The sequence below is a fragment of the Sporofaciens sp. St.21A7 genome, from assembly GCF_059728535.1.
The window spans coordinates 1454604-1480747 of the sequence record NZ_BAAGFN010000001.1 but is presented as its reverse complement, the minus strand read 5'-3'; the positions used below and the strand labels follow the sequence as shown (position 1 = coordinate 1480747).

Annotated in this window: 25 protein-coding genes; 2 read left to right on the top strand and 23 right to left on the bottom strand. The window is 46.7% G+C overall.

Features of this window, described 5'->3' with window-relative positions; genetic code table 11:
- Positions 1-245 precede the first annotated feature (245 nt).
- A complete protein-coding gene (locus AC6I3O_RS07415; RefSeq protein ID WP_497850311.1) occupies positions 246-590 on the top strand; it encodes a type II toxin-antitoxin system HicB family antitoxin in 345 nt (114 codons plus the stop codon).
- A gap of 75 nt (positions 591-665) precedes the next feature.
- Here the strand turns inward: AC6I3O_RS07415 and AC6I3O_RS07410 are convergent, their stop codons facing one another.
- The 18 genes from AC6I3O_RS07410 to AC6I3O_RS07325 form a co-directional block, all read right to left on the bottom strand.
- A complete protein-coding gene (locus AC6I3O_RS07410; RefSeq protein WP_497850310.1) occupies positions 666-1187 on the bottom strand; it encodes a GNAT family N-acetyltransferase in 522 nt (173 codons plus the stop codon).
- Positions 1188-1214: 27 nt separating this feature from the next.
- Positions 1215-2078, bottom strand: a complete 864-nt coding sequence (gene lgt / locus AC6I3O_RS07405; protein WP_497850309.1) for a prolipoprotein diacylglyceryl transferase — start codon at positions 2076-2078, stop codon at positions 1215-1217.
- 18 nt (positions 2079-2096) lie between these two features.
- Complete coding sequence (ychF, locus tag AC6I3O_RS07400; RefSeq protein ID WP_497850308.1) at positions 2097-3197, bottom strand: redox-regulated ATPase YchF; 1101 nt, start codon at positions 3195-3197, stop codon at positions 2097-2099.
- 165 nt (positions 3198-3362) lie between these two features.
- Positions 3363-3797, bottom strand: coding sequence for a hypothetical protein (locus AC6I3O_RS07395; RefSeq protein WP_497850307.1), 435 nt, complete (start codon positions 3795-3797; stop codon positions 3363-3365).
- 35 nt (positions 3798-3832) lie between these two features.
- Entirely contained in the window at positions 3833-4672 is an 840-nt protein-coding gene (locus AC6I3O_RS07390) for a DUF262 domain-containing protein (RefSeq protein WP_497850306.1), read from the bottom strand.
- A gap of 22 nt (positions 4673-4694) precedes the next feature.
- Complete coding sequence (locus tag AC6I3O_RS07385; protein ID WP_497850305.1) at positions 4695-5078, bottom strand: hypothetical protein; 384 nt, start codon at positions 5076-5078, stop codon at positions 4695-4697.
- 322 nt (positions 5079-5400) lie between these two features.
- The gene (locus tag AC6I3O_RS07380) at positions 5401-6081 is read right to left on the bottom strand and encodes a thiamine diphosphokinase (protein ID WP_497850304.1); all 681 of its coding nucleotides are present in this window, start codon (positions 6079-6081) and stop codon (positions 5401-5403) included.
- Positions 6074-6736, bottom strand: a complete 663-nt coding sequence (gene rpe / locus AC6I3O_RS07375; RefSeq protein WP_497850303.1) for a ribulose-phosphate 3-epimerase — start codon at positions 6734-6736, stop codon at positions 6074-6076. The genes AC6I3O_RS07380 and rpe overlap by 8 nt, the downstream gene beginning before the upstream one ends.
- 2 nt (positions 6737-6738) lie before the next feature.
- Complete coding sequence (rsgA, locus tag AC6I3O_RS07370; protein WP_497850302.1) at positions 6739-7617, bottom strand: ribosome small subunit-dependent GTPase A; 879 nt, start codon at positions 7615-7617, stop codon at positions 6739-6741.
- Between the two features lie 8 nt (positions 7618-7625).
- The gene (pknB, locus tag AC6I3O_RS07365) at positions 7626-9821 is read right to left on the bottom strand and encodes a Stk1 family PASTA domain-containing Ser/Thr kinase (protein ID WP_497850301.1); all 2196 of its coding nucleotides are present in this window, start codon (positions 9819-9821) and stop codon (positions 7626-7628) included.
- The gene (locus tag AC6I3O_RS07360) at positions 9818-10558 is read right to left on the bottom strand and encodes a Stp1/IreP family PP2C-type Ser/Thr phosphatase (protein ID WP_491866305.1); all 741 of its coding nucleotides are present in this window, start codon (positions 10556-10558) and stop codon (positions 9818-9820) included. Before AC6I3O_RS07360 ends, pknB begins: the two co-directional genes overlap by 4 nt.
- Complete coding sequence (gene rlmN, locus AC6I3O_RS07355) at positions 10555-11703, bottom strand: dual-specificity RNA methyltransferase RlmN (RefSeq protein ID WP_497850300.1); 1149 nt, start codon at positions 11701-11703, stop codon at positions 10555-10557. Before rlmN ends, AC6I3O_RS07360 begins: the two co-directional genes overlap by 4 nt.
- A 116-nt stretch (positions 11704-11819) precedes the next feature.
- A complete protein-coding gene (gene rsmB, locus AC6I3O_RS07350; protein WP_497850299.1) occupies positions 11820-13121 on the bottom strand; it encodes a 16S rRNA (cytosine(967)-C(5))-methyltransferase RsmB in 1302 nt (433 codons plus the stop codon).
- Positions 13122-13144: 23 nt separating this feature from the next.
- A complete protein-coding gene (locus tag AC6I3O_RS07345; protein WP_497850298.1) occupies positions 13145-13846 on the bottom strand; it encodes a zinc metallopeptidase in 702 nt (233 codons plus the stop codon).
- Between the two features lie 142 nt (positions 13847-13988).
- Positions 13989-15014: a methionyl-tRNA formyltransferase gene (gene fmt / locus AC6I3O_RS07340; RefSeq protein WP_497850297.1), complete on the bottom strand. Its 1026-nt coding sequence runs from the start codon at positions 15012-15014 to the stop codon at positions 13989-13991.
- The gene (def, locus tag AC6I3O_RS07335; RefSeq protein WP_497850296.1) at positions 15015-15488 is read right to left on the bottom strand and encodes a peptide deformylase; all 474 of its coding nucleotides are present in this window, start codon (positions 15486-15488) and stop codon (positions 15015-15017) included.
- Between the two features lie 125 nt (positions 15489-15613).
- A complete protein-coding gene (priA, locus tag AC6I3O_RS07330) occupies positions 15614-17842 on the bottom strand; it encodes a replication restart helicase PriA (RefSeq protein WP_497850295.1) in 2229 nt (742 codons plus the stop codon).
- Positions 17843-17857: 15 nt separating this feature from the next.
- Positions 17858-19321 carry a UDP-N-acetylmuramoyl-L-alanyl-D-glutamate--2,6-diaminopimelate ligase gene (locus AC6I3O_RS07325; RefSeq protein ID WP_497850294.1) on the bottom strand — a complete coding sequence of 488 codons (1464 nt, stop codon included), beginning with the start codon at positions 19319-19321 and terminating at the stop codon, positions 17858-17860.
- 257 nt (positions 19322-19578) lie between these two features.
- Here AC6I3O_RS07325 and pepT point away from each other — a divergent pair, with 257 nt between their 5' ends.
- On the top strand, positions 19579-20796 hold the full coding sequence (gene pepT / locus AC6I3O_RS07320) for a peptidase T (protein ID WP_497850293.1): 1218 nt from the start codon (positions 19579-19581) through the stop codon (positions 20794-20796).
- A 48-nt stretch (positions 20797-20844) separates the two neighbouring features.
- On the opposite strand, the gene AC6I3O_RS07315 is transcribed toward pepT, so the two are convergent.
- The 5 genes from AC6I3O_RS07315 to AC6I3O_RS07295 form a co-directional block, all read right to left on the bottom strand.
- Positions 20845-21705 carry a hypothetical protein gene (locus tag AC6I3O_RS07315; protein WP_497850292.1) on the bottom strand — a complete coding sequence of 287 codons (861 nt, stop codon included), beginning with the start codon at positions 21703-21705 and terminating at the stop codon, positions 20845-20847.
- A 182-nt stretch (positions 21706-21887) separates the two neighbouring features.
- Positions 21888-22751, bottom strand: a complete 864-nt coding sequence (locus tag AC6I3O_RS07310) for a YitT family protein (protein ID WP_497850291.1) — start codon at positions 22749-22751, stop codon at positions 21888-21890.
- A gap of 228 nt (positions 22752-22979) precedes the next feature.
- Positions 22980-23531: an acyltransferase gene (locus tag AC6I3O_RS07305; protein ID WP_497850290.1), complete on the bottom strand. Its 552-nt coding sequence runs from the start codon at positions 23529-23531 to the stop codon at positions 22980-22982.
- 31 nt (positions 23532-23562) lie between these two features.
- Positions 23563-24939 (bottom strand): asparagine synthase-related protein, encoded by a 1377-nt coding sequence (locus AC6I3O_RS07300; RefSeq protein WP_497850289.1) that lies wholly within the window; start codon positions 24937-24939, stop codon positions 23563-23565.
- Entirely contained in the window at positions 24912-26138 is a 1227-nt protein-coding gene (locus AC6I3O_RS07295) for a glycosyltransferase family 4 protein (RefSeq protein ID WP_497850288.1), read from the bottom strand. Before AC6I3O_RS07295 ends, AC6I3O_RS07300 begins: the two co-directional genes overlap by 28 nt.
- Positions 26139-26144 lie beyond the last annotated feature (6 nt).

Sequence of the window (26144 nt, the reverse complement as noted above, 5' to 3'; positions counted from 1 at the left end):
GTACCCTCAGCGTAAATGAAAAGGATACGCTGAGGGTACTTTAGTTATCTGTAATTTATAAAATTTTATTCTTTTTTATTTACTCGAATTGGTACTTGACGCAATAGTATCATATGTGATACTATTGCGTCACAATAAAGCAAGAATGCCCGCTAAAGAAAGCATACATAATAGATATTCTTAACAGGATTCATGAATAATTTTCCTGAACTGAATATAATAGAAGATGAAAAGGAGTGCCTGGCATGAAAATAAATGATTATATGAAATTACCCTATACAAGGTTAGTACAAGAGATGCATGATGAGAGCGGAGATTATTTCTATGGAAGAATTCTGGAATTGGACGGCTGCCAGAGTACCGGCGAGACATTGGAAGAGTTGTATCAAAATCTAAATGAAGCCATGTCTGGATATTTGGAAGTGAAACTATCAAATCATCTCCCCATTCCAATACCTGAAACGACGGACAATTATAGTGGCAAATTTGTTGTAAGATTGCCTAAATCATTGCATCAGCGATTAGCAATAGAAGCGGAGAAAGAAGGCGTAAGCCTGAACCAGCTTGCTCTATATAAACTCGCTTTATAGAAAAATACGTAAAATAAGTCTGCCAAGAGCATGATTCCCGCAATATTCACAGAAATTTCATGCCCTTGGCAGACCTTATAGTTCTTTAGAAAAATATAACACCAAATCATCATCGTTCCGGCATTCGCCGTAAGGTTCGCAGATTTTATCCTGATACCACGCCCCGGAACCGTCCGGAACATAGCCCCGTTTTACATACATCCTCTGGGCACTCCCATATCCCTGATGAAGCCCTACCCCCAGACAGACGGTATCTCCATATCTTGCAGCAATCTTTTCCGCCGTGTCCATGAGCTTAGTCCCAATCCCATGCCTCCTGTACTTTTGGAGGACTCCGAAATCCACTATCTCCGGTAATCCCTTTCCCTGATACGCTCCTCCGGTACATTCTAAATAGACATTGATGTATCCTGCAACACAGCCCTCATACTCGGCTGCCAGCGCCACCGCCCTGCCTTGGGCCGCGTCTTTCAAACGGGTGTGATACTTGTCTGCCGACGCGTCCCATCCCTGCTTTCGCTCCCCGTCTGCAATCAACTCTGCATCCGCCTCTTCCAAATCGCGGATTGTAATCTTACCATCTTTATAATATTCCATTCTTTTCCCCAAAATGACTCTTTCCGTCTATGAATCAAAATATCTTTCTTTCCGCCAGTTATATGCAATCACCGCAGCCGACGCCACTACCAGGAATCCTGCCAAAAGCTGGGATACCGGAAACCCGATGCCCGGAAGCAGCAATTGGTCTGTCCTAAGCCTCTCAATCCAGAAACGCCCGAAGCCGTACCCCGCCAGATACATCAGAAATATCTCTCCGTTGAACTTCTTATGCTTACGGTACAAAAGCAATAAAATCAGAATCAGCAGGCACCACAGGGACTCATAGAGAAACGTAGGATGTACCTGAATATAGGAAACCCCTTCCTTCGTCTCCATATGCTCCCGCATAAGCTCCGTGATATCCGACCCCCGCACCGCGTCCACCGGCAGGCGCATGGCAAGAAGCCAGTCCGTATATTCCCCGAAGGCCTCCCTGTTAAAGAAATTGCCCCATCGCCCAATCATCTGCCCTGCCACCAGGCCAAGCCCTGCCGTATCCAGTAAAAGAGGCGCAGACAGATGCTTCACATGGGCGAACACAAAAACCGTGATAACCGCGGCAATAACTCCTCCGTAAATGGCAAGCCCGCCTTCCCGAATATTGAAGATACTCAAGAGATTATCTTTATACATGTCCCACGAGAAAATCACATAATAAATCCTTGCCCCGATTATCGCAAATATCACAGCGTAGATTGCCAAATCATAATAATCCTCCGGGTTCTGTTTCGTACGTCTTGCCTCTAATGCCGCAATCAGAATCCCGGTCAGGATTCCAATCCCAATGATAATACCATAATAAGCAATCTCAAACCCAAATACCGTGATGTGGTCGCCTACCGATTTCAGATGAATTCCGATATTTGGAAAATCTATGGTTCTATGCATGATGCCATTACTTCCTTCCTATACGTTGAACCGGAACAGCATAATGTCCCCGTCCTTCACAACATAGTCCTTGCCTTCCAGCCTGATAAGTCCCTTCTCCTTCGCCGCACTGTGGCTTTTACATTCCATCAAATCGTCATAGGATACCACCTCTGCCCGGATGAATCCTCTCTCAAAATCAGAGTGAATCTTCCCTGCCGCCTGAGGGGCCTTCGTCCCTTCCGTAATCGTCCATGCGCGCACCTCAGGCTCTCCCGCCGTCAGGTAACTGATCAGCCCTAAAAGCCGATAGCTTGCCTTAATCAGCTTCTCAAGCCCTGACTCGGATAATCCAAGGTCTTCTAAGAACATCTTCTTCTCATCGTCCTCAAGCTCCGCAATCTCCTGCTCAATCTGGGCACACACGACGAACACTTCGCTTAGCTCCTCTTTGGCATAATCCCGCACAGCCTGTACGCCCTCATTGGTCCCGCCGTCGTCGGCAAGGTCGTCCTCCGCCACATTCGCGGCATAGATGACAGGTTTGTAAGTAAGCAGGTTATATCCCAAGAGCCAAGACTCCTCTTCCTCATCTTCTGCGCCTGTAAATGTTTTTGCAAGTTTTCCTTCTTCCAGATGAGCCTTAATCTTCTCCAACAACGCCAGCTCCTTTGCCGCCGCCTTGTCGTTGCGCGCCACCTTTGCCGTCTTGGAAATCCTGCGCTCCAATATCTCCAAATCGGAAAAAATCAGTTCCAGATTAATCGTCTCAATATCCCGCAGCGGGTTGATGCTCCCATCCACATGGACAATGTTGCTGTCCTCGAAACACCGGACTACATGGACGATGGCGTCCACTTCCCGGATATTTGCCAAAAACTGGTTGCCAAGGCCCTCGCCCTTAGAAGCTCCCTTCACCAGTCCTGCAATATCCACAAATTCAATGGCAGCCGGTATGATTTTCTTCGTGTGGTACATCTCGCCTAACACGTTCAGCCTCTCGTCCGGTACGGTGACGACCCCTACGTTGGGGTCGATGGTGCAGAACGGGTAATTCGCCGACTCCGCTCCCGCCTTCGTCAATGAATTGAACAGCGTACTCTTTCCTACATTGGGCAATCCAACAATCCCTAATTTCATATTATCCTAATCTCCTATGATTTTTGTTAATTTATATTTTTTGCCTTTCAAATTTAATTATGTTCTAATCCTATTCACATTGTAAAAGCTCCTTCTAAAAAAAGTGCCTTAATACCTATGTCAGTATAACATATCAATATGTAAAAGTAAATTGATTCCCTTCCTCTAAATACGCTTTTTAGGCTCAGATACTGTTGGCAATTTAGTTGTTAAACTGCAAATATATGCTTTTTTTAATTTATTCGCCGGATGAAAGTAGATTCTTCCCGGAATGTTATGTCCCTTTCTAAATCTTTCTAAAGTCTGTTTTGATTGCGTTGAAACACTTTTGGAAGGAAACGCCTCCTCTTCAAATCTTTCTCCATCCCATTTTGAAAAATATCTTTCCAAACTCATTAGTTTATTGCACAATGTTCCTACATGACATACCTGAACCTGCCCCTCTAATTGATTAAGTGCAACCTGATGAAATATAAGTGATGGAAAAAGGACGTCCAAACGTTCCAATAACTGTTGAGGTGTATTTATGCCTGAAAAATCTCTTTTCCTTATTTGGGAAATTTGACCGGAATACTCCTGGAGTTGTTTCTCATTAGACAAGTTATATACACTAACAGAAAAAGTATGATCTTCCTTTAAGGAATAATATTGACATGGTATTTCAAACATATTCCAATAAAGTTCGGAAACAAAACTGATGCTAAAACGCCGAAGCATATCTTTATCTTGCGTATTAGATTCTTTTTTCGCTCCACCAAAGAATCCAATTCTTCCTCAGTACATTCCGCCAGAATGCAAGTCCATGTCTCGAACAAAGCTTTGCTGATCGGTCTTCTCTTGCATAAATCAGGCATACGTCTGAAAGCAAATTTCCCAAAAATTTCCTTACTTACATTCAAAACCATGACAAACCGTATCTTTATACGTCCCGCGTCCGTCTTTTCAAATCCCTTACGATTCAACATCTCCATCCCTGCATTCAGGAACAAATCTATAGACCCCTTATATTCCAAGACACCCAAACCATAAAAGGTCAGAAAGCGAAGGACAAACTCCCTGTCCAACATACGATCTGTTTTTACAGAATATCCTGTTGCCTGTTTAAACTCTTCTAGATTTGCCAGTTCTTTTAAATACCTTGCCGGAAATCCCTGATACAATGCATGCCGGATTTCTTGCGGCTCCAGCTCTAATCCTCCTGTATTAATGCGTTTAAAAATATTGTATTTCAAATTGATAGGCGCGCCAGGATTTATGATATAAGTAATGACCTGCGTTTCCTTCATTCTCCGCACATAAGCCCGCGGCATATCATCAATGGTGGCACCCTCTAACTCCTTTAAAAACTCTAAGCCCTGCAATCTGAGTTTGGACTCATCATCTACAAAAAATTCTTTCAATGCTGTCAATCGCTGCAAGCCATCAATGACCACCCATTTGCTGTTATTACTCCCATCAAAATAAAATGCTGGCAACGGTATCCTTAACAGCAGAGACTCAATCAGCTGGCTCTTTTTTTCCGGACTCTAATCCGGCCTTTCTTTGAAAATCAGGCATCAAATCAATTTCTTCGTTTTCTAATCTCGAAATAATCATATCCAACGATAACGGTTTGGGCGAAATATTGATCTGAGTCGTATCATATGGCTTAATCAATTCCGTGTAGTTGATTTCATCTGTCATCTCTTCCACTTCTTCTTCTTCAACCACTGATATATTGTTCTCTTCTAAATACTTCCTGCATAATTCAATATTTTCCTTAAAATTTTGCTGAGAAGACAAAACATCAATAAGCAGTGAATTACTTATTGTCCCTTCCCTGTAGTTTTGGGCAATATTTATTAGCTTGTCCAAATCTTTTTTATACTTTTCAGGTAGCATTTTCTCTCTCCTTGCATATTTCTTCACCTTTTATACATACTATAGATTGAGGTGATTCTTTTTGTCAGATTATATATTACAAATAACTCCAGAACCGGAATTCATTAACAATAAACCCCTCTATTTTGGGTGTATTATAAAAAACAATGCCATAGATTCCTCTTCAAATTATGGTTTTGGTTGGTCTATTTCTGCTGCTACAGCATTTGGGGACGCATATAACTATTACAAACAATTTATTTTATATAATGGTTAATTGTACCATAACTATCACCCCATATCCGCCGTCGGACATAGGGTGATTCCATTTCTTTATACGTATCTATTTTTCTTCTCCATCCTTATCCCGCGTCTCCATCAGGATTACCCATCCCGACGGGAAACGGATCACAGCCTCCTCCTCGCCTTCTGCAATCTGGTTGCTCACACAAAGACTGTTATAGGGCGTCAGCGTATGGTTCCTTAACGGATACTTCGCACCGCTAATATTGAAGCCAAAGACGTCCTCCCCCAGCGGGAATACGGAGAAATAATCGCCGAAAGCCTCATCCCTTCGGATATGGGTCTCGCCGTCTCCGATGATAGTAATCAAATTCTGGCTGTCAAGAATCTTTGCATCAATCCCTGCCTTAAACGGAATCATGAGGCTCTGCACATTTGCCCAGAGATGGTCGATTCTGCCGCCAGTTGCACCGAGAATCACCAGTTCCTTACTGCCAAGGGTCATGGCCAGACGGATTGCTATCTCCGTATCGGAAGCATCCTTTACCGGATTGTACTCCCGAACAGGAACATTTGTTTTATTCTTATAATAATCCCGGATTTCCTCCTTGGCGCTGTCAAAATCTCCCACAATATAATCCGGCATAATCTGGTGATAATACAGGAATTCCACACCCTTATCTACCGCGATTACGCACCGTTCTTCCTGTTGGTTCAAGACAGACAGCGTCAATGCCTCATCTAGTTCCCCTCCGCTGATAATGATACTTCTTTTACTCATATTCTCTCAAAATCTCCATAAAATCTTTCGTGTTCTTCCCTGGGTCTCCTCCAAATACCGCCGACCCTGCAACAATCACATTGGCGCCCGCCTCAAGGACTTCACGGACGTTGGAGAGGTAGATACCTCCGTCCACTTCAATATCCAAGGACAATCCTTGCTCATCTGCCATCCGGCGAATCAGACGAATCTTGTCCAATGACTCTGGAATAAACTTCTGCCCTCCAAACCCTGGGTGGACGCTCATGACTAGAATCATGTCTACCTCTTTCAGATAATCCCTTACTGCCCCGCCCTCCGTCTCCGGACAGATAGAGAGTCCCACCCGAAGCCCGCAGGATCGTATCTTCTCTAACGTCGCCTTTACGTCCTCACAAGCTTCCAGATGAACGGTTATCAAGTCTGCCCCTGCCTTTTTGAAATCCTCAATATGCCGGATGGGTTCCTGTACCATCAAGTGTACATCCATTACCTGACTCCCCGCTCCCTGAATGGACGCCAGCACCGGCATCCCAAAAGAAATACTAGGGACGAACATCCCGTCCATGACGTCAAAATGAAGGTATGCGGCTCCATTTTCTTCCGTCGTCCTTATCTGTCTGCCCAGCTCCTTAAAATCTGCCGCCAAGATTGACGGGGCTAATATACATGCCATACTCAATACCTCCTTTTATTCTTCAATTCTTCATACATCTCCGTATAGTCCTGATAGCGGACAGGATGGATTCTGCCATTCTCTACCGCATTCCTTACCATACATCCCGGCTCATGCACATGGCTGCAGCCATTGAAACGGCATGTTCCTTCATATTCCGCAAATTCCGGGAAATATTGCCTAAGCTCTTCCTTCTCGAAATCATTGACATACAGGGAACTGAATCCCGGCGTATCCATGATATAGGAATCCCCGTCTATGGGGAATAGTTCCGAGTGCCTGGTCGTATGCTTCCCACGCTCGATTTTACGGCTGATGGAGCCTGTCTCCATATTCGCCTCAGGCGTCAGCATATTAATCAATGTGGATTTCCCTACGCCGGAGGGACCTGCAATTGCCGTGGTCTTTCCCTTTAAGCAGTCTCTCACAAGATCTATATTTTTTCCTTCCAATGCGCTCGTAAACAACAGAGGATACCCGCATCCCCCGTAAATCGCCCGAAGCTCCTCAATCTGCGCCTCATCGGCTATGTCCTGTTTGTTGAAGCACAATACAGCCGGAATCCCTTTCCGCTCCATCATGACAAGAAAACGATCAAGAAGGTTATAGTGGGGCGCAGGGCGCAATACGGCAAATACTACCAATGCCTGGTCGATATTAGCCACCGCTGGGCGTACCAGCTCATTTTCCCGCGGAAGAATCCGAATGATATTACCGGTCATTTCTTCCCCGTTCAGTATTTCAATCTCTACATTGTCTCCCACTAAAGGCTTGACCTTCTCTTTCCGGAAGATACCTTTTGCCTTACATTCATAAACACCGGATTCTACTACGTGTACGTAGTAGAATCCGGCAATCCCTTTCACAATCTTACCTTGCATAAACGTCGCTACTCCACAGTCTGGTTATCATCGCCTGTATCCGGCGGGGGTGTCTGCTCTGCCGGTTTCCTGCTGACCACAAGATTCACGGACGTACCTTCCTCTACGGTGCTGCCAACACCAGGATCGCAGCTGATGACAGTTCCAGACGGAACTGAATTGTCATCCCGGTAAACCACATTTCCGGTCGCAAGCCCTGCACTGCTCAAAAGCTGTTTTGCATTCTCCAGAGTTGTATTGGTCACAGGCGGAACCGCTACCTTTTCCGGCGGCTTCGGTCCCTGGCTTACCACCAGACCGACTGACGTACCTGCCGCTACTTTCTTTCCTCCATCAACACTCTGGGATACGACAAGCCCTTCTGGAACACTGTCATTCCAATCATAAGTTACCGTACCAACGTTAAGCCCTGCCGCAATAATCGCATTCTGGGCATCCGCATCTGCCTGGCCGATGACATTGGGGACAGTCTTCTTCTCTGCGCCCTTGCTGACCTTCATAATAATCTGCGTATCTTCCGTAGCCTGCGCATGTGCCGCCGGGGTCGTCTCAACGACATCCCCCTCGGCTACGGTATCGCTGTATACAAATTCCGACGAAATCTTCTTAAAGCCTGCCTGAGTCAGCATACTATGCGCTTCGCTCTCATTGTGGCCTTTGACATCCGGGACTTCGATCTTAGTACCCACAAGCCCGGAACTTACCACTACCACAATCGTCGTATTCTTATCTACCTTCTTACCTGCTTCCGTCTTCTGCTCCGAAACCGTTCCTTCCTCGTACTTGTTGGATTCCTTCCGCTCAGCAACCCTAAAACCAAGCCCCATCCCGTTCAGCTCTTTCTTTGCTTCTTCTTCCGTCTTCCCGACCACATTGGGAACCTTTACCTGCTCCTCTTCTGTCGTCTCGTTTTTCAGTTTGGGCGTGAATTTGAACAGTCCCGCAGCCTTCCCGATTACAAAAATCAATATGAACACGATGATGACCGCTACCACAATCGTCAGAATCTTCATCACCTTGTTCATGCGCGGGTTCACATCGTCGGAATCCCTGCGCCTCCTTCCGCGTGAATCATAGTCGTCATCGTCAAAACCGTCATCATAATCACGGTCGTCTTCATCGTCATCATAATCATTACCGTCTCCGTAGCCGTCATAATCATCGTCGTCCCCATAGCCGTCGTCGTAATCATGATGCTCTCCATAGCCGTCGTCATAACCATTTGTACCATAACGGTTATCACTGTCACTGCCGTAACCATCGCCGCCATACTCGTCATACTCGTCGTCATCGTCGTAACTTCGGATATCGTCCAGCTCATCACCGGTAATAATGACAGTATTCATTCCCCTAAGCGGCGGTATCACCACAAAATCCCCATTGGGGTCTACCAGGGAACGCTTCAAATCCTGAACCAACTCATCCGTATTCCGGTATCTCCGCTCACTGTTCTTCTGGGTACATTTCAGAATAATCCGCTCTAAACTATAGGGAATATCCGGCACAATCTCCGACGGCGGGGTAATCTCTTCCTGCAAATGCTTGATTGCAACCGATACCGTGGACTCTCCGTCGAACGGCACCTGCCCTGTCGCCATCTCGTACAGGGTAATGCCCACCGAGTAAATATCGCTTCTCTGGTCGCTGAACCCGCCTCTTGCCTGTTCCGGCGACGTATAGTGGACGGAACCCATAGCATTGGAGCTGACCGTGTTGGACGTAGTCGCCTTGGCAATCCCAAAATCCGTCACTTTCACCTTGCCGTCTTTGGAAATGATGATGTTCTGCGGCTTGATATCTCTGTGTATAATGTCTGCCGCATGGGCGATTCCCACACCCGTACACATCTGAATCGCGATGCTGATGACTTCCTTGTGGGACAACCTGCCCTTTCTCTCTATATAATCTTTCAGCGTAATCCCCTCGACCAGCTCCATGACCATGTAATACAGCCCCCGGTCTTCTCCGACGTCGTATACGTTGACAATATTCGGATGAATTAGACCGGCCGCCGCCTGAGCCTCCGAGCGGAACTTACGTACAAAATTCTCGTCTTCTTTATATTCCTTTTTTAACACCTTGATTGCCACGTAACGGTTCAGCATGCGGTCCCTGCCCTTGTATACGTCAGCCATACCGCCCGCCCCTACCTTACTGAGCACCTCATATCGTTTTCCAAGGATAATCCCGTCTTTCACACTCATACACTCACCTCGTCTGCAAGCGGCTCTGCTATAACAACCCCTATGTTATCTCTCCCGCCGTTGCTGTTTGCCTTCTCAATCAACATCTGCACTGCCTCCACCACATCCCGGGAGCCGCGCACGATATCAAACATGTCCTCATCCTCTACCATATTGCTCAATCCGTCCGTACACATCAATATGATGTCCCCCTTCTTGAGCCGGAACTCGTATATATCTGCCTCCACGCCTTCCTTCACGCCGATTGCCCTTGTGATGATATTCTTGTCCGGATGGTTCCTTGCCTCTTCCGCCTTGATGCCTCCAAGCCTTACCATCTCTTCCACAAGAGAATGGTCTTTGGATATCTGGCGTATCTTCTCATTGATTAAATAGAGACGGCTGTCTCCCACATTGGCAAAATACAAAGTATTGCCAACAACCGTCGCCACCACCAGTGTCGTCCCCATGCCTTCCAGCTTGATATCCGCAGATGCGACTTCGATTAACTTATCGTTTGCAATGCTGACAACGTTGCGCAGAATCTCTTCCGGCTTGTTAAGGGGCGTATTCTCCAATTCTTCCCTAAGTACGCCCACCGTATATTTTGACGCAAAATCTCCTGCCTTGTGGCCGCCCATTCCGTCGGCTACCGCAAGAAGATTCGGAAACGGCCCGATAGGCTTATCCGTCACATATACATAGTCTTGGTTGACTTCACGCTTTCTCCCTACATCAGTCATTGCAAATATCTTCATCTGGTTCTCCCGTCCGCGGCAGCGTATCGTCTCCTAAGCTGACCGCAGGCTCCGTCTATATCCGAGCCTCTTTCCCTTCTTATAGTAACATTAATTCCATTTTTTTCAAGTTTATTTTTAAAAACACAGGCATTTTTCCTGTCTGGTCTTCTGTATTTCCTTTCTGTGACCGGGTTCACGGGGATGAGGTTCAAGTGGCAGTTCCTTGGTTTCAGGATTGCCGTAAGTTCCCGCACATCCTCCGCCGTATCGTTCACACCTGCAATCAGGCTATACTCGAACGTTACCCTCCGTCCTGTTTTTTGGAAATAATCGTCGCATGCCTTGAGCACTTCTGAAAGGCCGTATTTCTCTGCCACGGGCATGAGCTTCCTTCGCTTCTCCTGCGTGGAGCCGTGGAGGGATAACGCCAGCGTAATCTGGAAACCTTCCAATGCCAGCCGGTACATGTTGGGCACGATCCCGCAAGTGGACGCCGTGATGTTCCGCTGGCTGATATGCAAGCCCCGCTCATCGCTTATCATCTGGATAAACCGGACAAAGTTGTCGTAATTGTCAAGAGGTTCCCCCGTTCCCATTACGACAACATGGGATACCCGTTCTTTGGTCAATTTCTGGATCTGATATACCTGCCTTAACATCTCAGAAGGAGCGAGATCCCGCTTTCGCCCACCGATGGCGGATGCACAGAACCTGCAGCCCATCCGGCAGCCTGCCTGAGACGAAACACAGACTGAATTCCCATAGGGATGGCGCATCAGGACGCTCTCAATCATGTTGCCGTCCCCTAACCCGAACAGAAACTTCTCGGTGGGGTCTGCTTTTGAGATCTGGCGTTCTGCCAGCTCCATCTGGGGAATTTCATAGGTTTTTGATAGTTTTTCCCGAAAACTCTTAGAAAGATTCGTCATCTCATCAAAACTGCCGACTAATTTTACATGCAGCCATTCGTAAATCTGACGGCTGCGGAAGGGCTGTTCACCTAATGCGTGGATCTCTTCCGCCAATTCGTTATAATTCAAGGAGCAGATGTCTATCTTCTCTTCCGCTCCTATATCTTCTGTCTCATTTATCTTTTCTGTTTCGTCTATATCTTCTCTCACATTTATCTCTTCAATCGTTTCTATATCCTGCATACATTCCATAATATTTTCTATACCTTATTGGACGAAGTCCACCCGCCCGCAGGGCATGCATCACCGTGTGCCCTTGGGTATATAATACTGCTATCATAAACCCATATCGCAAATCACCAAGCTCTTCACATTCTCAGGAACATCGCTATGTAGAACCCGTCTCCTGAATCACGCCCTGGCAAGGTCTGCCGTTCACGCTGCAGATGAAATTCTGGAAACTGTCTTGCGAACCATGCGGCATTATCCTCATTCTCTTCTTTATGAATGGTACATGTACTGTAAATCAACTTGCCGCCCTGTTTCACATACTCTGCCGACACAGACAGAATCTCCCGCTGGAGCTTCACCAGTTCCCGCTGTGTATCCTGAGTCATCTTATATTTTAGATCCGGTTTCCTTCCCAGCACCCCAAGTCCTGAGCATGGAAGATCTGCAATCACAATATCGGCTTTCCCTACGGACGCCTCGTCTCTCAGGCGCGCATCCATCTGCACCACTTCTATGTTCGTCATGCCGCTTCGCAGAATATTCTCCCGTATCATCCCTATCTTATATTCCGTCAAATCCCTTGCTTCCACATGCCCGGTTCTCCGAAGCATCTCTGCAAGATGGATTGCCTTGCCGCCGGGAGCGGCACAGACATCTATAATATAGCTGCCTTCCTCCGGTGCCGCCCACTGTGCGACCTGCATGGAACTGACGTCCTGTACCTGAAAATATCCTTTTTGAAAACTTTCCAGTTTCATCAGATAGTCAAGGCCTGAAAGGTGAAGCGCGTAAGGTAACTCTGCATCTTCCTTCACGGAGACACCCTCTTCTTTCAGCTTACGCATCAGTTCTTCCTTGGATATCCTATCTGGATGAAAGCGGACCGTCACCGGCTTTTCTTTCAGGAACTCTTCTGCCATGGCACGGACTGTCTCTTTCCCATATTCGGCCAGCCATTGCCCAAGTATCCATTCCGGTACAGAATAGCGCACGGAGAAACTATAAAGCATGTCCTCCTCGGAAGGATAACTGATATCAGACAAATTCCTGCTGATATTACGGAGTACTCCGTTGACAAATCCCCGAAGGCTGCCAAAGCCTCTCTTTGCGGCAAGTTTCACGGCTTCATTGCACGCTGCGGAAGCCGGGACACTATCCATATATTTTAACTGATAGACTGCGCTCCTAAGAATTGTCCGGATTACCGGCTTCATCTTGCTTACCTTGACCTTGGAGAACTGGTCGATGATGTAATCCAGTTCAATCATGCGTTCGAGAGTCCCATTCACCACTCTTGCAATGAACGCGCGTTCCTGTTTTTCCAGATATTGATACTGGTCAAGTGCGTTCTTGAGCGCAATATGGCTATATTCCCCGCCACGGGTGATTTGGATTAAAATATCCAGAATCAATTCTCGGGTATTCGTGGATTGTGCCATGAGATAATCCTCCGCATCTAAATTTAATTTCTCCGGTTATTCGCAAGCAATATAATACGCAAGAGCTGTAACGCCGCCGAAACTGCGCCTGCCACATAGGTAAGCGCCGCTGCAAAAAGCACCTTCTTTGTCGCATTCACTTCATCCTCGTAGAGAATCCCGCTGCCGCCTAAAATATGGATTGCACGGCTCGATGCATTGAACTCTACCGGAAGCGTCACAATCTGGAATAAGACAGCCAGGGAAAATGCCAAAATACCCAGATTCAGAAATACCATAGAAGAACGGCTACTGAATAAGAGTCCGATAATAATCAGCGGCCACGCGATAGCACTGCCGAAATTCACTACAGGCACAAGTGCGCCTCGGATCTGAAGCGGAACATAACCCGTATCATGCTGGATTGCATGCCCGCATTCATGGGCAGCCACCCCAAGCGCCGCAACGGACGAAGAATTGTAGGTCGCATCAGACAAACGCAGGACTTTAGACCTTGGGTCATAGTGATCCGTCAGATTCCCCGGGACATGCTCCACCTGCACATCATGGATACCTGCACTTCTCAAAATCCGCTCCGCAGCCTCACGCCCTGTCATTCCAGAATGGTTCCGTACCCTGGAATACTTGCCGAACGTAGACTTCATCTTCGCCTGTGCCAGCAGACAGATAATAAGGCCGATTATGACCAGAATATATGTGGGATCTATCCCATAACCATAATACATAACTACACCTCCTGATTACTTATCACTATTACACATATCACGATTGCACATGTCTCTGTTACACATGGTTCATCAACATATACAAAGTATTATATATGAAAAACAGGTAAAATACCTGTTTTTCATACAAATTTAACAATTATTAATGATTTCCTAAAACTGTCCCTGCTTTCATCGGATACCCTCGCAGGAATGCGCCCGCATCCATCCGCTTCTTTCCCGGTATCTGTAACGCAAGTATTTTCAACGTTCCACGCCCGGTTTTCACACAGAACCCATCTTTCCCGACTGCAACGACCGTTCCGGGAACCATCATCTCCTGATTCCCTGATGTTCCAGAATCCCCCATGTCCTCTTCCAGTTCCAGATTCTCCCGATTCTCTTCTGGCTTTGAATACTCTGCCGTCTTCGGCGCGTCCACCACCAGCGCGTCCCATATCTTCATCACCTTGCCGTCCCAGTCCGTGTATGCGCTCGGCCAGGGATTTAATCCCCGTATCAGCCGCTCAATGGCTGCGGCGTCCTGATTCCAGTCAATCTCACCAAGGCTCTTATCCAACATTCTTGCGTATTCCGTCGTGCTTTCACCCTGCTTTTCCGGTTTGACCGTTCCTTCTTCCAACTCCTTCAGCGTCCGGACACAAAGGTTTGCTCCCGCTTCCGCCAGTTTATCGTGAAGGCTCCCACCCGTCTCCTTTTCGTCCAGCACAACTTCCGTCTTCAGCAGCATGTCTCCCGTGTCCAGCCCCTCGTCCATCTGCATAGTGGTGACGCCGGAGACCTTCTCACCGTCTATGACAGCCCACTGGATAGGCGCAGCCCCGCGGTATTTCGGGAGCAGAGACGCATGTACGTTGATACAGCCATAAGGCGTCATCTCGAGAATCTCCTTAGGCAAAATCTGCCCGAACGCTATGACGACTATGACGTCCGCCTGATATTTCCGCAGTTCTTCCACACAGTCCAATGCCCGAACCCGCTTGGGCTGGAATACGGGAATCTGGTGTCTGATTGCTGCTTCCTTGACCGGCGTGTACTGCATCTTGCCGCCCCGTCCCTTGGGCTTGTCGGGCTGTGTGACTGCGAGGACCACCTCATGTCCTGCCTGAACCAACGCCTCCAGAGTTCCTACAGAAAAATCCGGGGTTCCCATGAAAATAATTTTCATCTACTCATCCTCCTCATATACCGCATCGTGAAGTCCGCCTTCTACCATCTCGACGTACATTTTTCCCTCCAGATGATCAATTTCATGACAGAATGCACGGGCAAGGAGTTCCTCTCCTTCCATCTCTACCTCTTCCATATCCTCGGTCAGTGTCCGGATACGGACATAGTTCGGCCTGGTCACGGTTCCTGCCTTCCCTGGAACACTCAGGCACGCCTCCTCCCCGGTCTGCTCTCCGGATACTTCCAAAATCTCCGGGTTTATCAGCACGATTGGCCCGTCGCCGATATCAATGACCACAATCTTCTTCAGAATTCCTACCTGGGGTGCGGCAAGCCCTACTCCCTGCGCCTCATACATCGTATCCAGCATGTCGTTGATTAGTATCCTGTTGCGAATTGTCATCTTCGTTACGTCTTTGCATTTCTTCGTAAGAACCTCATCTCCCAGTTCCCGAATCTTTCTTATTGCCATAGCCTGCTCTCCTCTTCGTTTTATTCTAAACCATACCCGTCATGTTCCACCTGAAAATACACCTTACCGGACGAAGTCCGCCCGCCCCGCAGGGTCATGCATCACGGTATGCCTAAATACTTAAATTAAAATACATTCATAGGATTAAAATCAAACTGAATCCGCATTTCCTGAAATCCCTTATTCATCTCTATATACTGCTCCATCCGGTTCTTCACCTCGATTAAGAGCCTGCCGTCGCTCCCTTTCAGGTACAGCGCCCGCCGGTACATGTCGCTGACCTTTGCCACATAAGGGCTTGCCGGACCAATCTTCTGTAAGACCCCTTTCTTGTCTACCCTGACCGCAAATTCTTTCAGATACTTTGCAGCCGTCTCGAGCATTTTCTCATCCGGTCCCGTCATCAGCACTGCCAAAAGCTGCTCCACAGGCGGGTAGCCCATCAGTCCACGGTACTCCATCTCGGCAGCGTAGAATCCTTCGTAATCCTGTGCCGCCGCCATCTCAATGCTGTAATGTTCGGGACTGTAAGTCTGGATAACGACCTCCCCCCGGCCTTTCCCCCGGCCGGCACGTCCCGCCGCCTGGGTCAAAAGCTGGAATGTCCTCTCTGCGGCGCGGTAATCATTCGAGTACAGGGACATATCTGCCGCAAGGATTCCAACCAGCGTCACATTGGGAAAATCATGTCCCTTAACGATCATCTGTGTTCCGATCAGGATATCTGCCTCTTCGCTGGCAAATGCTTCCAGTATCTTCTCATGCCCGTCCTTCGTCCTTGTAGTATCCATATCCATCCTAAGGACGCGCGCGCCCGGGAACTTTTGTTTCACCAGCTCCTCGATCTGCTGCGTCCCTGCCCGGAATCCTCCCATATACTGGGAACCGCAGGAGGGACAGATAGTTACCTGCGGTTCCTCATGTCCGCAGTAATGACAGACCAGCTTTCCGACCTTATGCGCCGACAGAGAAACATCGCAATGAGGACATTTTACTACATATCCGCAAGACCTGCAAGAAACAAAACCTGCATATCCCCTCCGGTTCAGGAATAGCATGATCTGTTCTCCTCCTGCAAGCCTATGCTCTATCAGTCTTTTCAGCCGGTCGCTGATAATGGAACGGTTGCCTTCCTTCAGTTCTTTGCGCATATCTTCCACGTATACTTCCGGCAGTTCTCCCTCCCCGGCACGCGTATTTAGCTTTAAAAGCTGAAAACGCCCGCACTCGCAGGCATAGAACGCTTCCAAAGAAGGTGTGGCAGATCCAAGGACTACGCTTGCGCCCTCTCTTTTTGCCCGTTCGATTGCGGTCTCCCGGGCGTGGTAGCGGGGCGTCTGTTCGCTCTTATAGGCAGATTCGTGTTCCTCGTCTATCACAATCAGCCGAAGCCGGGAAAAAGGCGTGAATAGGGCGGAACGGGGACCAATCATCACGTCTACCTCCCCCGATTTCACCCGCTCCATCTGGTCATAACGCTCTCCCGGCGACATTCTGGAATTCAGGATAGACACTCGGCCGCCGAACCTGCCGTAGAACCGCATGACGGTCTGGTAAGTAAGCGCAATCTCGGGAATCAATACGATTGCCTGGCCTCCCGATTCCAATACTTCGGCAATCATTTCCATGTAAACTTCTGTTTTTCCGCTTCCCGTTATCCCATATATCAGATAGGTCTTACGAAGCCCACGGCTATAGTCTTCCCTGAAAACATGGATTGCATGTTGCTGTTGTGCGGTAAATTCCCATAATTGCCTGGCTTTCTCCTTCTGGCGGATGGGATTGCGGAACACCTTTTCGGACTTTAGCGCTATCATCCCTTGCTCTTCTAAGGCGCGCACGACTGTCCGGGTCACATTCAGTTTCTTCGTCAAGAAATCATAATCCTGCTCCGGCTGGTCTAAAAGGGCGGCAAGAAGCCTTGCCCGGGCTTTCTGGTTCTTGTGGAGGAATCTGTCAAGCTGCCGTTTTCCTTCTTCCTCGCCAAGCAGAAGGCAGACGCGCTTTTTTTCCTTCGCTTTCTCCTGCTTTTTGATAGGGATGACCGTTTTCAATGCCTGAATCATGGTTCCGCCGTAATGCTCCTTCATCCACGCCGCAAGCGCCACCAGCTTCGCTTCGATTGCCACGCTGTCTTTTGCCACTCCAAGTATTGGCTTCATCTTCTCTGGGTCGTATCCCGGTTTCTCGGAAAAACCGGTCACATAGCCGTGGATTTCCTTGTTGCCTCTTCCAAAAGGGACGATGACTTCCGTCCCAACCCGAAGTGTGCCTTCCAACTCTGGGGGGATGACGTATTGAAATACTTTATCCAGTTTTTCATGCGTAATGTCTACGATTATATCTGCGTACATATATTTCCCCAAAAACTAACCCCGCAGTTCTTCCAACACCTCTCGGATCAAGCTGCGGTCGTCCATGTCGTATTTCACACCTTTGATTTCCTGATATGTCTCATGCCCCTTGCCCGCCAGTACAATCACATCTCCCGGCTCGCCATGTGCAATGGCGTACCGAATCGCCTCTTTCCTATCGCAAATGGCAATGTACTTTCCGTCCGTCTTCTCCATACCTGTGATGATATCATCAATAATTGCCTGAGGTTCTTCAAAACGTGGATTATCTGACGTAATAATCGTAAAATCAGACATCCGCCCCGACACCTCTCCCATCTCGTACCGTCTTGTCCTGGAACGGTTGCCGCCGCACCCGAAAATTGTCACGATACGCCCTGGGTCATAATCCCTCAGTGTATGGAGCAGGCTCTCAAGGCTCATGGCGTTATGTGCGTAATCAATCATCATGGTAAATGCATCCGACACCTTTACCATCTCGATACGCCCTCTTACCTTCGCCACTTTCAGCGCTTTCTGGATATTCTCTGCCGGCACGTCAAAATGCCGGCACACGGCGATTGCCGTCAGTGAGTTGTAGACGCTGAAATCTCCCGGAATGTCAATCTCCACGTCAAAATCCATCAGCCCATTTACATGGTAGCGGACTCCTAAATATCCCGGTTTTGTGATATGTTCAATGCCCGTAGCACGTAAGTCTGCTTCTTCTGACATACCAAATGTCTCCACCTGACATGTGGCATTCTGGAATACATCCTGATACCACGGGTCGTCCACATTGGCAATCCCCAGCCTGCACTGGGTGAACAGGATTCCCTTACAGCGTTTGTAATCTTCAAAATCTTTATGCTCGTTTGGCCCGATATGATCCTCTCCCAGATTGGTGAAGATTCCGATCTCAAAAGGAATCCCCGCCGTCCTGTGGAGCATAAGGCCCTGGGAGGAAACCTCCATCACCACACTGTCGCATCCTGCTTCCACCATTTCGGCAAAATATTTGTGAATCGTGTAAGACTCCGGCGTCGTATTGTTCGCCGGTATGGATTTGTCCCCGATTACTGCCTCAATCGTTCCAATCAGCCCAACCTTGTGTCCCACGCCCTCCAGAATGGATTTTACCATATAGGTCGTGGTGGTCTTTCCCTTTGTGCCGGTGATTCCAATAATCTTCAGCTTTTCTGCCGGATAGCCGAAATACGCTGCCGACATCAGCGCAAGGGCGTAGCGGGTGTCATTAACCCGAATGACCGTCACTTCTTCCTTAACTTCCACTTCTTTCTCTACGATCAGGGCTTTTGCTCCTTTCGACGCCACCTCTTTGGCATACTTATGCCCGTCGGAAACTGCGCCGCTGATACAGACAAATACACTTCCTTCCGTCACTTTGCGGGAATCGTTAATAAGCTCTGTGACGCTAATCCCGTCATTTCCCTGGACGACTTCATATTCCAAATGCTCTAACAACTGAGTTAATTTCATCTTACCTGAATGCCTCCTGTTATCGTCTCTTTCTATGGTATCCCCTAAGGGTATCCTTACTGTCCACGGACAGAACAACTTCTGTACGCCAAAAGAATTGTATCATACTTAGGATTATTTTTCTACAAATAGAATCATTTATTAATGCATAGGGTTTAAATTTATGCTATACTGGAAAACAGATGGATAAACCTAAGCTCCGCAACAGTATATGCGGCTGTCTGCGGAAATATATTAAGAAAAGGGGAATGTGATTTATGAAAGCATATGAACGGTTACTCAAGTATGTGGTCGTAAGGACGCCAAGCGATGACAACAGCGAGACGGTCCCTACCTCTTCCTGCCAGTTTGATTTGGCGCGCCTGCTAGAGCAGGAGATGAAGGAGCTGGGTCTTTCAGATGTGCGCCTGGACGACCAGTGTTATCTGTATGGGAAGCTGCCGGCGACTCCCGGGTTGGAGGACAAGCCTGCTATTGGCTTTATCGCACATATGGATACGGTGTCGGATTTCTGCGATCATGAAATCAAGCCTGTACTTACGGAAAATTATGACGGGAAGGATTTAGCCCTCGGGGACAGCGGGCTTGTGTTAAGCCCGGATAACTTCGGGCATCTTGAGAGCCTTGCGGGGCGGACGCTGATTACCAGCGACGGGACGACGATTCTCGGGGCGGACGATAAGGCTGGGATTGCAGAGATTCTTACGATGGTGGAGCGGCTGATTCAGGAGGATATCCCCCATGGTACAATTTGCGTCGCATTTACCCCAGACGAGGAAGTCGGCACGGGAGCTTCTCATTTTGATGTGGAGGCGTTCGGGGCGGATTATGCTTATACGCTGGACGGAGATACGGAAGGCGAGATTCAGTACGAGAACTTCAATGCGTGCAAGGCGAGGTTCGATGTGAAGGGGTTCAATGTGCATCCTGGTTCCGGGAAGGATACGATGATTAATGCGAGCCTGGTCGCAATGGAGATTAACTCACTCCTGCCGGGCATGGAGACCTGCCGGGGCACGGAAGGGTATGAGGGATTCTACCATCTGATGAGCATGTCGGGTGAATGTGCAAAGGCACAGTTGAATTATATTGTGAGGGATCACTCTAAGGAATTTTTTGAGGCAAGGAAAGGGACTCTTCGGTTGATTGAGAAGAACCTCAACGAGAAATGGGGCGAGGGTACGGTCACGCTTACCATTACCGAACAGTATAAGAATATGGCGGAGATTATTGCAGGATGCATGCACTTGATTGATAATGCCAAGACAGCCTGTGAGAATGCGGGGGTGACGCCCCTTGTGATTCCGATTCGCGGAGGCACGGACGGATGCCAGCTTAGCTTCAAGGGACTGCCTTGCCCGAACCTTGGGACAGGGGGGCATGCGTACCATGGGCCTTATGAGCATATCACGGTGGAAGGCATGGACAAGAGTGTGGATGTTGTAATGGAATTGGTGAAGCTGTACGCGAAATAGAAGGGGCGGCTTCGAGTAGGGGAAAGGATTTTCCCCTACTCGATTAAATTATGCCAACTGAATAATCTCGGCTTGGATTTCCTCTAATTCCTCCATTGATAAGGACGGTATATAATGTGCGATTTTTTCAAGTGACATTTCTCCATCTTTAATCATTCTTTCCGCCGTTTCCCGGTCTGCATCATGCCGTTCACTTCTGATGAATGAATTCATAATCTGTTCTTCGTCAAATAAACTCATCATAATCGTTACAACCTCCTTTTCCCTGCTATGCAAATATTCCTTTAAAACATTCCTGTCCTTACATATTCTTATCGTTTCCGTAACTGCCTTTTGTGTCATTCCATACTGTTGGGTCTGCTCGTTAAAAACTTTACAGAAAATAATGTATTGATTAATAATGTCGTCCTTATCGCTCTCGTAAATAATTTTTGCTTTTACTTCAAGGTCTATATCTGCATCCTCAAAAAATTCTTTTGATAAAGATATTCTATTGGGTTTCTGCCCTTTATTTCCTGTAAATATTACATAAAGTTCAGGTTTTGGCATTTTTACTTTCTTACTTTTGTAGTAGTTTTGTCTGGTTCGTTGAAAATATTCGTGATAACTTTGCGCCAAATACAACAAAACTCTTACTAAAATATTCATTGTCCATGTAGACTGTGCCTCTATAAGTATCATCAATTTATTACCTACAATAAACCCCAAATCATTATATAGATTATCGGTCAGCACATTTTCTATTGTTACATCTGTCAGTGAATCCTCCGTCGCTGCTGTGTCCTCTGGGTGAAGCGTTTTATACAATTTTAACAGATAACTCTTATTTTGAAAAAGATCAAGAAATACACTGTTTTTGGCAGTACGCTTTGCTTTTATTTCCTGTTTCTGCTTTGTATCGTCCTTCATTCCATCACCTCGGTAACTTAAACTCTGCGACATAAAATGCAATGTCATTTGCTCCTACTATATCTTAATTATACAAAAAAGACCCTCTATTTACAATGAAATTCACACGATTTTTTTATACTATTTTCTGAAACTGCCTGCAGATTTATCAAAAAATGATTTGATTCTACATATTCTCTACATTATACCTCTTCTTTGAACCCTTCGCCTACAACCTCATTTGACTCCATAATAATCGTAAATGCCTGCGGGTCAATCTTACGCACCATCTTCTTAATGGTATACATCTGCTTATTGTTGCAGGCGCACATGACAACGTCCTTATTTTTCTTAGAATAGCTCCCGGTTCCTTTGAGGATGGTAGAGCCTCTCCCAGAGTATTCGTCGATGGATTCCGCTACTTCTGCACCATGCTCTGTCACAATAAGAGTCATCTTCCCTTCGTCTACGCCGTACAGGATGCGGTCCATCACGATTGCCATGAGATAGGTCACGATGATTCCATAGATGAAACCGTCAATGTCCTTGAACACAATCCAGCTCCCCAGAACGATTGTTGAGGTATCCAGTACAAAGGTGATGATTCCTAATGACATGTGCGGCTTTACTTTCTTGATGGACATGCTGATAAAGTCCTGGCCGCCTGTGGAAGAACCGCGCATGAACACGATTGCATATCCTGCGCCGCCAAGTACGCCCATGCAAAGCGCCGCAAGAAGGCGGTTGCCGTCATATACCGGGAACATAGGGGCAATGTAATCCATGAAAACAGAAGAGATAATCATCGTCTTGACCGATTTCAGGAAGAATGTCCTGCCCAGGAATTTGTAGCAGAATATGGCGACGGGTACGTTCAGTAACAGGGTTCCTGCGCCGACTGGAAGTCCAAACAGATGGTAGAGGATGATTGCGATTCCCGAAAACCCTGCTACCGGAAAATTGGCGTTCAGCGCAAAGTTGTAGATTCCCACTGCAATCAGCATACTTGCCGCAATATCGACGATGATATCGATTCCTAATTCTTTCCATTTCATTTTGTAACTCATTTTATCAAACCTCCTGTAACGACTGTAAAAAAGATTCTATCAGACACTTGAAAAAAAGCAGCTGCGAACTATACTTTATTGGGTGACCCCAGCCCTGCATAGACTTATCCCATGGAATATTCCCTGCAAGTATAAAATATAATTCGCAACTGCTCTTCTGGTTATTAGTATATCCGTTAAAATTATTTTTGTCAATATAGGAGAAAATTAACCTGAATTTCGGCATACTTACAACCTACGAATCTGTCTTCCAGGGTTTCCTGCAACGACGCAGTAACCCTCCTCAAAGCTTTTGGTAACTACCGAACCGGCTCCTACCACCGTATGGTCCCCCAGCTTAACCCCTGGTAATATCACGGCATTCATACCTATCCAACACTTTTCCCCCAATATCACTTCTTTTCCCTGTTGATGGACGTCCGGCTCCATCAAATCATGATTTGCCGTAATAATTCCCACATTCTGGGCAATATAAGTCCCCTTTCCAATAGTAATCTTACCCGCAAACGTTTGAAAATAATTTCCTGCCCCCTGGAAATTATTTATGTCGTCCACATGAAACTCTATATTACTTCCACACTTCATATAAGGCGACACTGGCCACGGTACGCCCAGATTCGTTTGAAACAGAATCCGATGCACAATGTCCGTCGCCGCCCACCGCCATCCCAAAGCCGTTATGCTTTCAAACCATTTCCCTTTCAGATATTGTTTTCGATAGAAAAATGGCTGGAGTATTTTTACAAACAGCCATTCGATTACACATATAAACAGTTTCATTACTTTTCGCATATGCCTTTACACTTTCCATTTATTTTATAAATAATTTAATATAATCCTCTGCCTCTATTGTATTCAAATTAAAGTCCCAGCCATATTTGCAAATACATTTCAAATAGTCGCCTGCCGACATATAATCATAAAAGGCATTGCCTGTATGTTTATAATTTCGGAGGCAAATCTTCACACGGTTGAGATATCTCAGAAAAGCAATTTTTTTCAATTTTGATTTTCGTCTCTCCTTCTTTGACATAGAGCAGTCCATATAATCCATCTGTATCCCGACGGTAGGATCGATATAATTCTGCATGTATTGATATTGCAGATACCGACCTTCCAGAAATATCCTTGGAAGTTTGGAGAAAAAATCGCAGAGCCTCTTATCCCAAAAGGGAAGTTCCCAATCCAGGCCTGCGAACTCATAGGCCCGGACGTCATTTGCAATAAATTTTGCCTGACGGTTTTTCCATTCCCACAGCATGTACTCCTGAACCATACCTCTTGGCGACAGTGTTTCAGGAATATTTTTTACCCATTTTCTGACTGCTTTTTGAACCGTGGGCGATGTCCGCAGATTATAATGATCTTGTAAAATCATCGCCGCCATTTCGGTTCGGTTATATTCCCTGTTTTCGATATGAATGTGACTGCCTGCAAGAAAATCCAACGCATGCCCGGGAATAACAACGGCGTTTTCCACAGCAAGCTCTCTCCGCTTCAACTCCAATACCGCCGGAAGGGGCTGAATGCTCCCGATTGACGTCCCTCGGCAGGAAAAATCTAAATACTTTTTATAGTCAGGGGAATGGAAAAAATCTCTCCAAACCTTCCCGTTATACTCGATAAAATGCCATGGACACCCCAATGCTTCTGCCACTTCCTTTGAGCATTCCGACTCCTCGTTCCCTGCACGCCCGTAAGAGAAACAGACAATATCTTTATATCCAAGCCGTTTTAAAACTACTGCTGCCGTCCTTGAGTCACATCCGCCGCTTAACGGTATCAGCGCCGTTCTTCCATCCAAACGCTGTATCATGTCACAGAATACTTCGTCAAGGCAGGCGTCCAATTCTTCCAAAAACTCCTTTTCCACTCCTGTACCGTCACAGGTATAACGGCATTCATAATAAGATTTTCTGAAAATACTTCCGTCTTCTCTCGATATCACCACATACTCGCCCGGAAGGACCTGATAAATTCCCCGAAAAATTGTTTCATTTTCTGTAACATAACTGGCTCTCAAAAACTCGTTTACATTTTCATCCTGCAATACCGACTTGCTTTTCTCCGCTATCTTTGCCGCATCATCGCCAACCCAAATCCTTTGTTCCTTTACACAATAAAACAACGGGATACTCCGTATGATGTCACATCCCAATATCACACTTTTTTCCTGTTCATCCAGCAAGGCAAACGAACCTCTAAGCTCTCTAAGCCATACCTTATTGGACGAAGTCCCCCCCCCTGATATATTTCTGACATAATATCCTTTAGATTTCTGATATCAAATTTTTTAGCAATTCTTAGATTATTGGCTATGCACTTTTTCCGGAAGTCCTCATCCTCATGCATTTTCTTGATTGCCAATACCATCTGATCCACATCCGCAGGGTCTATGCAGCATCCTGTAACTTTATCCTTAGTATAATCCTTTATTCCGTTTACATCTGCCGAAATCATGGGCAGTCCCGCCGCCATTGCTTCCAAAGGAGCTATGCCCAAACCTTCCCTTACAGACGGATGTACAAAACAGTCTGCTATCTCGCATAGCTCGTCGATATCGGAACGAAAGCCTGCAAGTTTTACATGCTCCTTCAGCCCATATACGCTGATAAGCCCATCCAAACTCTCCTGCATTTCACCCCGTCCGACAACAAGGTAGACAATATTCGCGATTGCTCCCTTTTCCGCCATTTTGTGAAGCGCTTCGATAACAATCTTCTGATTTTTCCGTTCGCTTAGTTCTCCTACAGATAGAAGAACAAAATCGTCCTCTTTTAGCCCCAGGGAACGTCGCTTCTGGGATCGATTGATTTGGCAAACCGAAAACTTTCCAATATCTACCCCTACCCCCGGAATATAAACCGTCTTTGCCGCATAGAATCTTGTTTTCGCTCTGTGATAATCTTCTTTATTAATTGTAATCAGAACATCTGTCCATCTGCTGAGGAACTTTTCTATAGGATAAAACAGCAGCCAGTTTTTTAGCGGACCTCCCTCATAAAAATGGAAACCATGAGCCGTATAAATTACTTTTGTATGGGCTGTATGTGCCGCTATACGCACAATCGACGATGCAATCGGGGTATGCGTATGGATAAAGTCATACTTCCCTTTTTTCAGAATATTTACCGCTTTTCTGTAGGAAGAAATATGGCTTTTTATATTGATCGGGTTTCTTGAAAAGTCTAATTGAATGCAGTTTACATCCATGCCTGCCAGTTCTTTTTTTAGCTTCTGCGTTCTTTCTTTCGGCCACACGGATGTGTCGTTAAAATCACACGCCACATCCACTTTATATCCCATATTCAGGAGCAAACGGATGTTTTCCATATTAAATTGGCCTATCATTGATGGCACGGTAGCCGCCATTAATACTCTTTTCATCCAATT

Excerpts from the sequence above, each read along its gene's own strand:
- priA (WP_497850295.1), bottom strand. The coding sequence starts at position 17,842 with ATGTACGCAGATATAATCGTAGACATTACGCATGAAAAACTGGATAAA.
- AC6I3O_RS07415 (WP_497850311.1), top strand. The coding sequence starts at position 246 with ATGAAAATAAATGATTATATGAAATTACCCTATACAAGGTTAGTACAA.
- lgt (WP_497850309.1), bottom strand. The coding sequence starts at position 2,078 with ATGCATAGAACCATAGATTTTCCAAATATCGGAATTCATCTGAAATCG.
- fmt (WP_497850297.1), bottom strand. The coding sequence starts at position 15,014 with ATGAAAATTATTTTCATGGGAACCCCGGATTTTTCTGTAGGAACTCTG.
- def (WP_497850296.1), bottom strand. The coding sequence starts at position 15,488 with ATGGCAATAAGAAAGATTCGGGAACTGGGAGATGAGGTTCTTACGAAG.
- AC6I3O_RS07310 (WP_497850291.1), bottom strand. The coding sequence starts at position 22,751 with ATGAGTTACAAAATGAAATGGAAAGAATTAGGAATCGATATCATCGTC.
- AC6I3O_RS07410 (WP_497850310.1), bottom strand. The coding sequence starts at position 1,187 with ATGGAATATTATAAAGATGGTAAGATTACAATCCGCGATTTGGAAGAG.
- pknB (WP_497850301.1), bottom strand. The coding sequence starts at position 9,821 with ATGAGTGTGAAAGACGGGATTATCCTTGGAAAACGATATGAGGTGCTC.
- rsgA (WP_497850302.1), bottom strand. The coding sequence starts at position 7,617 with ATGCAAGGTAAGATTGTGAAAGGGATTGCCGGATTCTACTACGTACAC.
- rpe (WP_497850303.1), bottom strand. The coding sequence starts at position 6,736 with ATGGCATGTATATTAGCCCCGTCAATCTTGGCGGCAGATTTTAAGGAG.
- AC6I3O_RS07345 (WP_497850298.1), bottom strand. The coding sequence starts at position 13,846 with ATGTATTATGGTTATGGGATAGATCCCACATATATTCTGGTCATAATC.
- AC6I3O_RS07295 (WP_497850288.1), bottom strand. The coding sequence starts at position 26,138 with ATGAAAAGAGTATTAATGGCGGCTACCGTGCCATCAATGATAGGCCAA.
- AC6I3O_RS07315 (WP_497850292.1), bottom strand. The coding sequence starts at position 21,705 with ATGAAGGACGATACAAAGCAGAAACAGGAAATAAAAGCAAAGCGTACT.
- rlmN (WP_497850300.1), bottom strand. The coding sequence starts at position 11,703 with ATGGAATGTATGCAGGATATAGAAACGATTGAAGAGATAAATGTGAGA.
- AC6I3O_RS07380 (WP_497850304.1), bottom strand. The coding sequence starts at position 6,081 with ATGAGTAAAAGAAGTATCATTATCAGCGGAGGGGAACTAGATGAGGCA.
- rsmB (WP_497850299.1), bottom strand. The coding sequence starts at position 13,121 with ATGGCACAATCCACGAATACCCGAGAATTGATTCTGGATATTTTAATC.
- pepT (WP_497850293.1), top strand. The coding sequence starts at position 19,579 with ATGAAAGCATATGAACGGTTACTCAAGTATGTGGTCGTAAGGACGCCA.
- AC6I3O_RS07325 (WP_497850294.1), bottom strand. The coding sequence starts at position 19,321 with ATGAAATTAACTCAGTTGTTAGAGCATTTGGAATATGAAGTCGTCCAG.
- AC6I3O_RS07385 (WP_497850305.1), bottom strand. The coding sequence starts at position 5,078 with ATGCTACCTGAAAAGTATAAAAAAGATTTGGACAAGCTAATAAATATT.
- AC6I3O_RS07360 (WP_491866305.1), bottom strand. The coding sequence starts at position 10,558 with ATGAAGATATTTGCAATGACTGATGTAGGGAGAAAGCGTGAAGTCAAC.
- AC6I3O_RS07305 (WP_497850290.1), bottom strand. The coding sequence starts at position 23,531 with ATGAAACTGTTTATATGTGTAATCGAATGGCTGTTTGTAAAAATACTC.
- ychF (WP_497850308.1), bottom strand. The coding sequence starts at position 3,197 with ATGAAATTAGGGATTGTTGGATTGCCCAATGTAGGAAAGAGTACGCTG.